The sequence below is a fragment of the Rheinheimera pacifica genome (genome assembly GCF_024809855.1).
Lineage (GTDB): Bacteria > Pseudomonadota > Gammaproteobacteria > Enterobacterales > Alteromonadaceae > Alishewanella > Alishewanella pacifica_A.
In genome coordinates, this window is record NZ_JANUEM010000004.1 from 204,110 (window position 1) to 217,520 (window position 13,411).

Consider the following 13,411-nt stretch of genomic DNA (forward strand, 5'->3'; position numbering starts at 1 on the left):
CATACTAAAACGCCAGCACAATAAAGTAACCCTGCGAATGTTACGCTTTGTATCAATAGCGGCTTAGCCAGGCGGTAGCAGAGATATTATTCTGCAACTGCGCTTAGTGGTATCTCTCAGCCAAGCCTTATATCTTGTGGCACGGCAACCATTTTAGCCTTTGCCTGGTTACAGCCTTGTGCAAATAACACTGGCTACAATGTAATATCTTGTTACAACTGCAGTACTTTACGGCCCTGTGAGCAAAAGTAAAAAAATAGTTATATCAACCTGCAAAATGGTTATTTGCCGTATCGCAAAAAATTTTCTATGTTGGCATGATGCTGTTCTGATCATTAATTAATCACCACGCTGGCAAATTAGGCAATACAAGCCGGCTGCAACATTTTTAGTTAAGCATAATCCGTCACAATTTGAGGGCAATCTATGAGTATCAGCAAGCAATATCTGAAAACCAAACCACTGTGCAAAGTTACTTTTACGTTACCGGCTCACCGCGGTGTTTCCGCAGAGCAAGTGGCGCTGCTGGGCGAATTTAATGACTGGGATCCGGCAGCATTGCCAATGAAAAAAAGTAAAAGCGGTGATTTTACTGCAACCGTTAATCTGGAAAAAAATAAAGAATATCAGTTCCGCTATCTGGTTAATGGTGGTACCTGGCTAAATGATGAAGCAGCAGACTGTTATCAGCCCTCGCCGGTGTCTTACGACAATAATTCGGTGGTTAGGCTGTAATTTGTTGCTTTACAGATCACAGGCCGCAAAGCGGCCTGTGTTATTTTCGCGCTCAGCACTTTTTAATACTCAGCATTTTTGCAGTAACAAGCATCCTACCGAATAACCGGCACCAAACGAACATAAAACTGCTTGATCGCCCGGCTGCAAACCTTGTTTATTCTTGTGAAACGCAATAATTGAGCCTGCCGACGCCGTATTGGCATAAGTATCCAGCACCAGCGGCGCTTCCTCTGGCAGGGGATCACGGCCAAGAATTTTCTTTGCCGCAAAGATATTCATATTAATATTGGCCTGATGCAGCCATAAACGCTTTAACTGCTCTGGTGCTACCTGCTGTGCCGCCATTTCTGCCAGTATTACATCCGCAACGATTGGCAACAGCTCTTTAAAGACTTTGCGACCTTGCTGTTTAAAAAAGGGTGCCAGAGGATCCGGCGGCAAACAGTGTTCGGTATAACCGATATCACAACGGATATTGTTAGAAAACTCCGTTTTAAGCCGCATACCGTTAATACGCCAGGCATTGTCGCTGCTGCAGCTGTCTTGCGCTTCAATAATGGTAGCAGTGCAAACATCACCAAAAATAAAATGGCTGTCACGGCTGCGATAATTCACCTGCGGCGAAGCAAACTCCGGGTTTACCACCAGCACCACTTTGGCCGTACCACCGCGTATAGCATTTACCGCATTGCTGATGGCAAAAGTAGCAGAAGAACATGCCACATTCATATCAAAAGCATAACCGGCAGCGCCCAGCTGTTGTTGTAATTCAATTGATAATGCTGGATAAGAGCGCTGCATATTCGAGGCTGCGCAAATAATAAGATCAATATCGGCAGCCGTTTTATTTGCCTGCGCCATGGCTTCACGGGCTGCAATAACTGCCATTTCAACCATTTCAGGCAGTTGTTCTTCGCTACGCCGGGGCAGCACAGGCTGCATAATAGCGGGATCTAAAATACCGTCTTTGTACAACACGTGGCGTGCTTTAATACCTGAAGCTTTTTCAATAAACTCGCAGCTGGAATGCTCCAGCGCAGCCACATCGCCATTGGCAATAGCAACAGACTGCTGCGCATTAAACTGGTCAACATAACGGTTATAACTGGCGACGAGTTCTTCGTTAGTAATAACCTGCTGTGGCGTAAATAAACCAGAACCACTGATAACAACATTCTTCATAGTACTAACCTTGTCTGATAACGGTTTTACTGCCGTTTTAAAAGTGACGCCAGTATAACTGAAGTTACACTCTCAGTTGTACCCCGGTGTTTTACCAGCGGCTTATTCAGTCACGATTTATGCTACACGGTGTACATTAGCAACGACTGTAAGCCATAATAGCGCCAGTATTCACATATCTTTCATTATTTTGCTTATTTTAATACGGGATTTTTCAAGGCGGATGCAAAACTCAGGCTTACTGATCACTGCAGTGCTGGCAGCCACGCTGAGCATTAGTTCGACCGCTTACGCGGAGTCATATCAATTTAAAATTAATGGTTTAAGCGGCTCTTTATACGACAACGTAGCTATTTATCTGCAAAAATACAGCGATGCAGACAATATACCCGGCGTGCGTTTTCAGGCTACCCTGGAAGAGGAAGTTAATACCGCTCTGCAAGCTCTGGGCTATTACGACAACCAGATTACGGTTACCCACAATGCAGCCCAACCCAGGCTGGTGCAGGTTAATGTAAAAACCGGTGAGCCGGTGCGCATTAGCAAAAGCGATGTTCAACTGTCTGGTGAAGCCTCTACAGATGCTGATTTTAAAGCCCTGCTTGCGGCTCAGGCACCTAAACAGGGCCAGATCCTGCACCATGGCGCTTATGATGGTTTTAAAAGCGCGTTGAAAAGCCTGGCGATGCGTAAGGGCTATTTTGACGCCGATTTTGAACTGGCACGGCTTGAAGTAGCGCCAGAGTTAAAACAAGCCTTTGTACATTTACATTTTAATGCCGGTAAGCGCTACAGATTTGGCGCAGTAAGTTTTAGCGGTAATCAGATAGCAGAACCCAGATTACAGTCTTTAGTGCCGTTTGCCGAAAATGATTATTATCTGGCCAGTGAGTTGGGTGAATTTAACCAGGCGCTGGCCGCTACCGGCTGGTTTTCTTCCATATTGGTAGAAGCCGATACGTCAGATATGCAGGATTTTACCCTGCCAATTAATGTGGCGCTGGAACCTGAACGACGCAATATTATCGAAACCGGTATTGGCTATTCCACTGATGTGAAAACCCGGCTGAAACTCAACTGGAACAAACCCTGGTTAAATACTGCCGGTCACAGTCTGAGCAGTAAACTGGCATTATCTGAAATAGAACAAAGCGTAGAAGCGGCATACAAATTACCACTGGCCAATGTCGCTACCGATTTTTATCAGGTGCAGCTTGGTTTTCGTAACCGTGATAATCAGGACACCAAAAGCCGTGAGTCAAACCTGGTGCTGGAACGCCACTGGTTACTGCGCAGCGATTGGTATCGTATCGCCTCCGTGCGTTGGTTATATGAAGACTTCGTGCAGGCTGACCAAAACGATACTATCAGCCTGATTATGCCGGGTTTAAGTTATAGCCGTACCAAGCAGTCGGCAGGGTCAATGCCCTCTTCCGCTAACCGCTTATTGTTTGGTGTTGAAGTGTCAGATGAAAGCTGGGGCTCTGATGCCAGTTTTTTCCGGTTGCGTGGCCGTGCCGGCTGGATAGGCAGCGCTGGCAATAATCACCGTTTTGTAACCCGTGTTGATGCCGGCGCTATTTTGATGGAAAGCTTGTCACAGCTGCCACCATCACTCCGTTTTTTTGCTGGTGGTGATAACAGTATCCGCGGTTATGGCTATGAAACCGTGTCACCACGCAACAGTGACGATGAGCTGACCGGCGGCCGTTATATGGTAACCAGCACTCTGGAATACCAGTACCGGGTAAAAGGTAACTGGTGGCTGGCTGCATTCACCGATTATGGCAGTGCCTGGGACGACACCCCCGATTGGGTGCAAGGCGTGGGTATGGGGGTGCGTTGGGCATCACCGGTGGGCCCTATCCGCATTGACTTTGCCTGGGGCCTGGATGATCCGGGCAGAGGTTTCCAGCTGCATTTTGCATTAGGGCCTGAATTATGAGTTGGCAAACCACCAAGCGTTGGTTAAAACGCAGCTTAAAATGGCTGAACTGGACATTAGTGATCCCGTGTGCCGCATTAACCCTGTTACTTTTTACTTTGCTTTACACCTCTGCAGGTTTACGTTTTAACCTGTGGCTGGCACAACATTTTGTTAGTGGTTTTAGCGTAGAGCGCAGCGAAGGCAGTGTACTGGGTGGCAATACCCTATATGATCTGCGCTGGCAGGATGCCAGCACCAGCCTGGCGCTGGAACAAAGCACACTGCAAATTAATAACAGCTGCTTTTTGCGCTTAACACTTTGTATTGAGCAACTTACATTACAAGGCCTGCAGCTTGAAATAACCACTACCGACACGCCCGCCCCGGAGGATGAACCTGACTCCACAGGTGGTTTATGGCTGCCGTTTGCAATTGATATTGCGCAACTACAATTGAACAACGCCAATGTGGCCGTAAGTGGTACGACATTAAACTGGCAACAATTTAGCACCGGCGCACAACTGTGGGGCAATAAAGTACAGCTTAACCAGCCGCACTGGCATAAAGTAACACTGGCCCTGCCAGAAAGCAGTAATACACAAGGCAGCGATACAGCAACCAGCGATCCCTTTGCCTACCAGGCACCGGTACTAACGGATATCAGGCTGCCGCTGAGTTTATTTGTTGATCGTTTCCGCCTGACAGATTTCACACTGCAACAGCCAGAACCACAAACTATTAATGAACTGACATTCAGCCTGCAAATGTCACCAGAGCAAATAAACCTGACCCAGCTGGATATCAGCCACCCCATGGCCACGTTAAATGCATCGGCCAGACTACAGCCAAGCGGCAATTATCCACTCAAAGCCGATATCCGGCTACGGCTACTGGACACAGAACTGGCAGGACAACGGCTGCGTGTAACACTGGATGGCACGCTGGCCGATTTGCAACTGCAGGCTTATGCCAGAGAGTTGCTTGAAGCTGAATTATCACTGTGGCTTAACCTGCTGGACAACACTCTGCCACTGCGGGCCAGCTTAAATGCTGCGCAGTTGCAGTGGCCGCTTTCAGGCCAGGCAGACATTGAACTGAGCCAACTGGACATAACAGCAAACGGCAATCTGGAGCAGTTACTTTTCTCCAGTCAGGTCGCACTGGACGGCAAACAAATACCGGCAGCCAATATACAACTGAGCGGCCAAAGCAGCTTAACCGGTGTTACGCTCGACAGTTTAATTGTTAATACCCTTGGCGGTGAGCTTAGCGCCGAGGCAGAGCTTAGCTGGCAGCAACAACTAAGCTGGCTGGGTAAGCTGCAATTAACTAAGGTTCAGCCAGGCCAGTTCTGGCCGGATTACAACGGCGAGCTAAATGGCAAGATGCAGCTAAGCGGTAATTTAACAGAACAAGGCGGCTGGCAACTGGCACTGCCACAACTGGACCTTAACGGCACACTACGCGACTATAAACTGTTGCTTGAAGGCAGCCTGAACGCGGCAGACCCTAGCGGACAAGGCGACTACCAGCTAAACACCCCCGGCCTGACACTGCGCCATGCCAAAAACCAGATCCAACTTAGCGGCTCGCTGGATAAACAATGGCAACTGGCGATGAAGATCGCCATACCTGAACTGGAACAAACCATAAGCGGCGCCAGCGGAGAAATCAGTGCAGACTTCAGGCTTAGTGGCAAGCGCGACACGCCACAGCTTAAAGGTACGCTGCATGCCAGCGATCTAAAGTGGCAGGATGCCAGCCTGGAGCAGCTAACGCTGGATACCGATCTGAGCTTAAGCAGCGAGCAAAACCTGACAACAGCCCTGACGTTACAAGCCACTAACGGCAGGTATCAGCAGCAAAGTATCGACCAGCTAAACCTGAGCCTTAACGGTACCGAATTACGCCATCAACTGACACTGGAGCTGGCCAGCCCCGAGCATAATGCCAGCATTGCCTTAAGCGGTAGCTTAAAAGCAGGCGAATACTGGCAAGGCAGGCTGGTATCCGCACAGTTAGACAGCCTGCTGGGGCCATGGCAACTGGTTGATAGCGCCGCTCTGGATTACCGCTTTGCCAACGCACGCTTAACCATACAGCCACACTGCTGGCAGCAAGAACCGGCTAACCTCTGTGCCATTAAGCCACTAAAGCTCAGCGCAGAACATATAGAGCTGGACCTTGCCCTGCAGCAATTTACGCTATCAGCGCTGGATGGTTTTTTGCCACATCTGATGACGTTACAAGGCAGTGCTGATGCACAAGTTAGCGCCAACTGGCAACAAGGCCAACAGCCACAAGCACAGATTAAACTTAATGGCAGCAGCGGCAACTGGCAGTATCAGATTGAACAGCCGCTGGCATTGGGCTGGCAAAACTGGCAGCTGGAAGCTAACCTGGCCAAAGATACCTTAACCAGTGTTGTGCAATTGCAACTGGACAACAATGCCAGTTTAAAAACTGAAGCCACCATCACCGACGTACAATCTTCATCACGCAACATTGAAGGAAAATTGCTGTTACAACAGTTCAGTCTGGCCTTTTTACAACCACTGCTGGAGCAAAGCAGTGAGCTTGCCGGCATACTTAACAGCGAATTACACTTTAATGGCGATTTAACCAACCCGGCTATTAACGGCAACCTGGCGCTAAGCGGGTTTAAACTGGCTGGCAGGCAGGCCCCACTAGACGTTACAGACGCCAATATAGAACTGCAGTTCGCCGGGCAACAAGCCACACTGCAAGGCCTGGTTACAACCAGCAAAGGCGAAATTAACCTGAACGGTGATGCACAGTGGCCGCAACTGGATAACTGGCAAGCCGCACTTCAAGTGAAAGGTGATGAGCTGAGTTTGCAAATTCCTCAGGCGCGGCTGCAAGTAGCACCGGATTTAACCCTGACCGCCAGGCCAGGCCTGACATCACTTAAAGGCACAGTGCAAATTCCTGCCGCCCGGATCAGTATCGACAGCCTGCCACAAACGGCTATTGGCTTATCAAATGATCTGGTGTTGCTGGATGAACATTTGCAGCCAATACCGGCTGAAGAAAAAACCGCTTTTGCGCTACAAACTGATATTAATGTTGTGCTTGGCAGAAGAGTGCAATTATCCGCTTTTGGTCTGGAAACCCGCCTCAGCGGTAACTTAAGGGTGCGCCAGCAGCCTAACCAGCAGCCTACGGTAAACGGCGATGTCAACCTGCAAGATGGTACTTTCCGGGCTTATGGCCAGGATTTACTGATCCGGCAGGGAAAAATGAGCTTTAACGGCCCATCTGATCAACCCTTTTTAAATGTTGAAGCGATCAGAAACCCTGACAACATAGAAGACGACGTTATCGCCGGCATCCGGGTTACCGGCCCGGCTGATGAACCAACCATTACCATTTTCTCTGAACCCGCCAAACCGCAGGCCAATGCGCTGGCGTATTTGCTTATGGGCCGCGATATCGGCAGTGACTCCGGCAGTACCGGCGCCGCACTGACTACCAGCCTGATTGGTATGTCTATTTCGTCTACCGGTGCTTTAGTGGGCGAGCTGGGCGAGGTGTTCGGTGTACGTGATCTGACACTGGATACCGCAGGCGCCGGGGATGACTCTCAGGTAACCGTAAGCGGTTATTTATCGCGCGATCTGCAGATAAAATACGGTTACGGCATTTTTAACGCTATTGGCGAGTTTACCCTGCGTTACCGGCTAATGCGCAGCCTTTATCTGGAAGCCGTCACCAGCCTGGATAACGCCGTGGATTTATTGTACAAATTTGAATTTGATTAATCAGCAACCAAGCAATACATGCTGATAACGGCCCAATGAAGCATAAGGCTCAGTGCGGTTATACTGTAACTCCAACGCCAGCAGTTGCTCAAAATGGCTTTGCTGCTGGCTGCGGTCTTGCAGGTAGTCATGAAAACAGCGTACTCCGGTTTTTGCCAATAAGCTAAAACCGGCTTCGTCACACCAGCGCAGCACATCTTGCGGTGACAGCGGGTGCTGCGGGTTTAAACTCACTTTTTTCTTCACCTGAAAATCTGCCGCGACATAATCAAAATTACCAAACAATATATTGCCGAAGCGTTTGGCATCTTTATTATAAAACATTAAAGACAACACCCCGTCCGGTGCCACCAGTTTACGCAATTGGCCAATAGCCAGTTCTGGCTGTGCCAGCCACTCCAGCATGGCATGACACAACACCAGCTTGTATTGCTGTTGGTGCGTTGCTGCCAGCTCAGCCAGCCCTGTCTGGCTGAAGGTTAGCTGTGTAAGCCCCTGCTCTGTAGCTTGCTGCTGTGCCAGTTGCAGCATCTGGGTAGAAATATCGGTCAGATGCACACTATGACCCTGTGCGGCCAGTGCCAGTGCTAACTGGCCCTGCCCAGCACCAACATCGAGGATCTGACAAGGTTGTTGCAATACTTCAAGTTCGGCTAAATCACGTAACAGCACTAACTGGCGCAACTTGCCCTTGGTGCTGTTATAGATATTACGGCTAAACTTGGCAGCGATACCATCAAAGCTGCGATCGGTTTTTTGCTTCATGCCGGGTTATCAATATCAATAAATTGCACTTCAAGCCGCAGTTGGCGGGCAATAAATTCGCCCAGTGCTTTTACGCCATAACGCTCTGTTGCATGATGACCGGCGGCAATAAAATGAATACCCAGCTCACGTGACAAATGAATAGTTTGTTCTGACACCTCACCGCTGATAAACAGCTGGGCTCCGGCCGCTGCCGCCTGCTCGATATAGCCCTGGCCGCCACCGGTACACCAGGCCAGTTTACTGACAGTATGGCTGGCAATACTATTATCACCGGTATGATCAACAGCATGCAGTAATACCCGGCGCTGCAAGGTGTTTTCCAGTTGCTGTGCAATTTGGGCAACACCCAGCGCCTGTGTCAGCTCGCCCTGCATCAACACACCGGTTGGTTCAGCGGCGGTAACAGCTCTAATATTTTGCGCATTAAGTAACAGGCCTAACTGCGCGTTATTGCCAAGCTGTGGGTGAACATCCAGCGGTAAATGATAAGCCAGTAAGTTAATATCATGGCGTAAAAGCGTTTGCAGACGTTTCTTTTTGATACCGGTAACCTGGGCGGTTTCGTTCTTCCAGAAATAACCGTGATGTACCAGTATTGCATCGGCATTTGCGACAACGGCTGCATCAAGTAATGCCTGGCTGGCGGTTACTCCGGTTACCACACGGCTTATCCGGGCTTTGCCCTCTACCTGTAAACCATTGGGGCAATAATCCCGGATTTTTTCACTTTGTAATTCGTTGTTGAGAAATCTGACTAACTGATCGCGCTCTATCATCGGCTGGTTTTCCGCTGCGGTTAATAGCGGTATTGTACTGTAACAGGCAAAAAAATCAGGCACATTTGTCTATCCACAATAAAAGTTGTATAAATAGCAGGCGACACGCTTAAATAATGTCTGTTAAGGATCCGTATGAGTAAATTGGACAAAGATCAGGTTGTTGCTGAATTTACTGCAGCCTACAAAGCTGCATTTGGTAAAGCGCCGCAACTGGAACAAAAGCCCGGCTGGTTCAGCGTAGACGGCGGTAAAAATATCCGTCTGGCAGAACTGGCTGAATTAGGTGCCAGCTACAGTGCTGAAAAAGCTACCACCAGTGCAACCAAGGCTAAACCTGCCGCAGAAAAGAAAGCGGCTCCGGCCAAAGCTGCAGCCAAACCAGCCCCAAAACCTGCTGCCAAGCCAGCCAAAGCCAGCAAAGCTAAAGGTGGCGATGGCCAGTCAGCAGCTGATATCTGGGCAGCACGGTTAGACAACAAACAACGCCAGCCCCGCGGCTATCGTTAACCAGCGTCAGTCTGGCTGTGTTAATGCAGCCAGACGCGTTTTTGCTTCAATCCACTGCCCCATAAATTTGGTACTGCGATAATTATGATGCCTGAGCATAAGCCCGGTAAAATTCGCCTGACGGTGCCGCTGTAAATCCTGCATAACCACATTAAGCTGTTGCCAAATACGCGATTCATGTTGAGCCAGGCTGAATTTTTCCTGCACTATGCCAAAACCGCTACTTTGCAAACGTTGCCATAACTCGGGCTGCTGATACAACTCCACTGCCGCCTGGGCGATAGTATCGCTGTCTTGTGCAATAACCCCGCCCCAATCGCCATGTAATGTCATTCCTTCTGCCCCCACCGCAGTGGTTACACTGGGAGTGCCACAGCGCATAGCGTCCAGCAGTTTACCTTTTAAACCGGCACCAAAAGCCAACGGGGCCAAACAAACCCGGGTCTGTTGCATTACAGCTAAGGCATCAGCCGCCCAGCCCTTAATTAAAAAACCCTGCCTGGGGTTATGTAACGCAGTAGCTTTAGGCGGCGGATAAGCGCCATAAATATGCAACTCTGCCTGTGGTAGCTGTTGGCGGATTAAAGGCCAGATCTCCTGCTTTAACCACAATACAGAGTGCCAGTTAGGGGCATGGCGGAAGTTACCAATAGCAATAAAATGTTGCCGCATATCAAAATCAGGCAGCGGCTGTAACGATGGTTCATCAAGCAAAAACGGACAGTAACACAATAATACCGACGGCACGTTATAGTGTTGCTGCAATAACTGCAGTTCAAACTCCGAAATAACCAGTGTGATATCACAGCGGTAAATGGCGGCTATTTCGCGCAGCGCCAGTTCTGAGTTTAAATCCTCTGCTGACACTTGCCTACCGGCATTAAAACTGTGCTGGCGGGCATCCCGCAGCGCATGGCAATCCTCCATATCCAGAATACGCAGCGCCTGCGGGCAGGCTTGTTCGACACGCCAGCCAAACTGCTCTTCAAGCATAAAGCGATCAAACATTACCGCCTGCGGTGCCTGCTGGCTTATCCACTGATCAAAACTGCTGTCATTTAAACTGATACTGTGCTCAGTTACACCCAGCTCTGCAAGCGGATAACGATGCTGCCCCGGTTCGGCAGCACTGGCAAACAGAACCTGCCAACCTCTTGCCAGGAACAGCTTAATTAAACTCAGCATCCGGTAACCGGCAGCAGATGAGTTGGGCTCTGGCCAGACATAACCAATTATAATTAACAATGGCACCTTGCTAAGGGGCATAGCACCTCCGGAAAAAACTGGCATTCTAACGGTAATTGTTGCGCGGTAACAGCTTGGCAGCGGGCAGGGTCATGCTAAAATGCTACATGCTTTCGCCGGTAACCTGATATGACAACCACACATTACTCCCCTATCGAAGAACACTTACATGCAATAAGCCACGGTATTGGCGCAATACTCAGTGTTTTAGCGCTGATATTAATGCTACAGCTATCTATACAGGCAAACGACAACTGGCGTCTGTTTGGCAGTATTATTTATGGCAGCAGTCTGATCCTGTTGTACAGCAGCTCTACGCTGTATCACTCAATTCAGCATACTGAAATTAAACATCGGCTACGGCAGCTTGATCATGCGGCAATTTTTATCCTTATTGCCGGTACCTATACACCATTCACGTTAGTAAATTTACGCGACGACTGGGGCCTGCCACTATTTGGCCTGATCTGGCTGGTAGCAATAACGGGCGTAATTATAGAGCTGGCTACAGCACTGAAATATAAAAAATTATCATTGGGTTTGTACCTGGGGATGGGCTGGCTGGTGATTATTGCCATACAGCCGATGCTGAACAATGTTGACACCGGAGGCCTGCTGCTATTGCTCGCCGGTGGCTTAAGTTACTCTTTTGGCGTGATATTTTATGCCTGGAAACGGCTTTTTATGCACCATGCTATCTGGCATTTATTTGTGCTCGGGGGCAGTGTATTACATTTTTTCGCAGTGTATTACTACGTATTACCAGTCTAGAAAAAACAGGCCGGAATCATCCGGCCTGTTTAACGTTATTAGTACTGATAACTGAAGGTTACACCACTAAAGGCCGTGTAAGCACGGATCCCCACATGCCAAGTACCGGCTTGCGGATTATTAATGGTACAGACTTCATTGTTACCATTTAGGTAAGGCCGGCAGTTATAGCTTGTTGTGCTCGGTTCAGTACCATAGTTAACATATAAATCGGCATCACCGGTACCGCCGGATATCTGGAAAGTTACCGTTGATACACCTGAAGGGATCTGGTAACTGCCTCTTAACCACTGGCCACTGGTTGCTGACAGGTTAGGGAATGTCGCGCCACCGGTTGGTGGTGGGTTACTGCCGCCACCGCCGCAGCCATTGTTGGTTAAGTAATCATGTGCCGCTTTGGCTTTGACAATACCCCAACCGTAAGACGTATCACGGCCGACGGCACCACGATCTTCAGCCGTAGCATTAAGCGCATTACGAATTTGTGCTGCAGTACATTGCGGGTGATTACTCCACACCAGCGCAGCAACACCTGCAACGTGAGGCGATGCCATAGAGGTACCGCTAATGCTGTTGTAGCCACCGTTGTTCCAGGTAGAGTTAACGTTAACGCCCGGGCCGGAAATTTCTACCTGAGAGTTACGCTGTGAAAAACTGGCTAAAGCGCCACTTGAGTTTACCGCAGCAACCGACACCACGGCGTTGTATGACGCTGGGTAGGAGAAACTGGTATTGCCGGCATTACCCGCTGCAGCCACCAGCAACATACCACCATTGTAGAAATTGGTCATCGCCGTATTTTCAGTCTGGTTAGACGAGCCGCCACCCAGACTCATATTGACTACTTTAGCGCCGGCATCTTTACAAGACTGAATAGCCGTGATCAGGTTTGAAGCTGTGGTCCAGTTGCCAGAATTATTGAAAATTTTAACAATATGCACCCCGGCCTGGCCGGAACCAATAACCCCCACTACACCGCTGTTATTGTTCAGCGCCACCATCGTCCCGGCTACATGAGTACCGTGGCCGTTACCGTCCTGATACCAGTTACCATGGCCGGAAAAAGAATATCCCGTCACGCCCGAGTTTTGTAAATCTTCATGCCCTGAAGTCCAACCGGTATCAATAACACACACTTTTGTATTGCCGGCGCTGCCATCACTTACCTGATTAGCTTGCACCATGGTAATACCATAAGGTGTGGTTTGTGCCATAGGCGTGATCACATCCATCAGATAACGTTTATGATCTTCTTCAATGTATTCAACGTCAGGATTAGTCTGCAATAACTTTAGCTGTTTAGGTGTCAGCTCGGCCACACTGGCATGCACTGATTTTAAATGTGACAGTGCGTCAACGTTGGCTTTTTGCAGCACTTGCTGTGCACGTTGTACCGAGAACTCAGCGCGCTGCTCTGTGCCGGTTGCACTCATCTGCGCGACCGGCTCTTTAAATTTAATAATATAACGGTTGGTTTTATCTTCTGTCAGGTCAACCAGGCTAAATTCACGCTCTGCTGGCTCTGCTTTTTTTATACCTTCTGCTACCGCTACCGACGTCAGGCTTAGTGCAAAACAACCAGCAGATGTAACCGCCAGTATAGTTGTCATTTTTTTCATCATGTTTTTCATTACAGTACCCTTGGATTATAAGTTAAGGTCCTTGTTGTACGTTCCGCATCCTGCCGCTTAGCAATTAATCAGATAACAGGC

10 protein-coding genes are annotated in these 13,411 nt (G+C 49.0%); 5 read left to right on the forward strand and 5 right to left on the reverse strand.

Going from position 1 to position 13,411, the window contains the following annotated elements; genetic code table 11:
- Positions 1-426 precede the first annotated feature (426 nt).
- On the forward strand, positions 427-735 hold the full coding sequence (locus tag M2404_RS08140) for an isoamylase early set domain-containing protein (protein ID WP_259239226.1): 309 nt from the start codon (positions 427-429) through the stop codon (positions 733-735).
- Between the two features lie 69 nt (positions 736-804).
- On the opposite strand, the gene M2404_RS08145 is transcribed toward M2404_RS08140, so the two are convergent.
- Complete coding sequence (locus M2404_RS08145) at positions 805-1,920, reverse strand: beta-ketoacyl-ACP synthase III (RefSeq protein WP_259239227.1); 1,116 nt, start codon at positions 1,918-1,920, stop codon at positions 805-807.
- Between the two features lie 223 nt (positions 1,921-2,143).
- Here M2404_RS08145 and tamA point away from each other — a divergent pair, with 223 nt between their 5' ends.
- Together tamA and tamB are read left to right on the forward strand one after the other, a co-directional pair.
- Positions 2,144-3,865 (forward strand): autotransporter assembly complex protein TamA, encoded by a 1,722-nt coding sequence (gene tamA / locus M2404_RS08150; RefSeq protein WP_259239228.1) that lies wholly within the window; start codon positions 2,144-2,146, stop codon positions 3,863-3,865.
- Positions 3,862-7,629: an autotransporter assembly complex protein TamB gene (gene tamB, locus M2404_RS08155; protein ID WP_259239229.1), complete on the forward strand. Its 3,768-nt coding sequence runs from the start codon at positions 3,862-3,864 to the stop codon at positions 7,627-7,629. Before tamA ends, tamB begins: the two co-directional genes overlap by 4 nt.
- Here tamB and M2404_RS08160 read toward each other — a convergent pair whose 3' ends face one another.
- Positions 7,630-8,394 (reverse strand): methyltransferase domain-containing protein, encoded by a 765-nt coding sequence (locus tag M2404_RS08160; protein WP_259239230.1) that lies wholly within the window; start codon positions 8,392-8,394, stop codon positions 7,630-7,632.
- Positions 8,391-9,173 (reverse strand): Nif3-like dinuclear metal center hexameric protein, encoded by a 783-nt coding sequence (locus M2404_RS08165; protein ID WP_405047779.1) that lies wholly within the window; start codon positions 9,171-9,173, stop codon positions 8,391-8,393. Before M2404_RS08165 ends, M2404_RS08160 begins: the two co-directional genes overlap by 4 nt.
- A gap of 135 nt (positions 9,174-9,308) precedes the next feature.
- On the opposite strand from M2404_RS08165, the gene M2404_RS08170 reads away from it, so the two are divergent.
- Entirely contained in the window at positions 9,309-9,683 is a 375-nt protein-coding gene (locus M2404_RS08170; RefSeq protein WP_259239231.1) for a hypothetical protein, read from the forward strand.
- 6 nt (positions 9,684-9,689) lie between these two features.
- Here M2404_RS08170 and M2404_RS08175 read toward each other — a convergent pair whose 3' ends face one another.
- Positions 9,690-10,949, reverse strand: a complete 1,260-nt coding sequence (locus tag M2404_RS08175; RefSeq protein ID WP_259239232.1) for a glycosyltransferase family 4 protein — start codon at positions 10,947-10,949, stop codon at positions 9,690-9,692.
- 108 nt (positions 10,950-11,057) lie between these two features.
- Between M2404_RS08175 and trhA the strand changes: the two genes are divergently transcribed.
- Positions 11,058-11,699, forward strand: coding sequence for a PAQR family membrane homeostasis protein TrhA (trhA, locus tag M2404_RS08180; protein ID WP_259239233.1), 642 nt, complete (start codon positions 11,058-11,060; stop codon positions 11,697-11,699).
- A gap of 38 nt (positions 11,700-11,737) precedes the next feature.
- Here trhA and M2404_RS08185 read toward each other — a convergent pair whose 3' ends face one another.
- Complete coding sequence (locus M2404_RS08185) at positions 11,738-13,330, reverse strand: S8 family serine peptidase (protein ID WP_259239234.1); 1,593 nt, start codon at positions 13,328-13,330, stop codon at positions 11,738-11,740.
- Positions 13,331-13,411 lie beyond the last annotated feature (81 nt).

Bases quoted from the DNA above. Each gene is read 5' to 3' on its own strand.
- M2404_RS08140 (WP_259239226.1), top strand. From the start codon at position 427: ATGAGTATCAGCAAGCAATATCTGAAAACCAAACCACTGTGCAAAGTT.
- M2404_RS08145 (WP_259239227.1), bottom strand. From the start codon at position 1,920: ATGAAGAATGTTGTTATCAGTGGTTCTGGTTTATTTACGCCACAGCAG.
- tamA (WP_259239228.1), top strand. From the start codon at position 2,144: ATGCAAAACTCAGGCTTACTGATCACTGCAGTGCTGGCAGCCACGCTG.
- tamB (WP_259239229.1), top strand. From the start codon at position 3,862: ATGAGTTGGCAAACCACCAAGCGTTGGTTAAAACGCAGCTTAAAATGG.
- M2404_RS08160 (WP_259239230.1), bottom strand. From the start codon at position 8,394: ATGAAGCAAAAAACCGATCGCAGCTTTGATGGTATCGCTGCCAAGTTT.
- M2404_RS08165 (WP_405047779.1), bottom strand. From the start codon at position 9,173: ATGATAGAGCGCGATCAGTTAGTCAGATTTCTCAACAACGAATTACAA.
- M2404_RS08170 (WP_259239231.1), top strand. From the start codon at position 9,309: ATGAGTAAATTGGACAAAGATCAGGTTGTTGCTGAATTTACTGCAGCC.
- M2404_RS08175 (WP_259239232.1), bottom strand. From the start codon at position 10,949: ATGCCCCTTAGCAAGGTGCCATTGTTAATTATAATTGGTTATGTCTGG.
- trhA (WP_259239233.1), top strand. From the start codon at position 11,058: ATGACAACCACACATTACTCCCCTATCGAAGAACACTTACATGCAATA.
- M2404_RS08185 (WP_259239234.1), bottom strand. From the start codon at position 13,330: ATGAAAAACATGATGAAAAAAATGACAACTATACTGGCGGTTACATCT.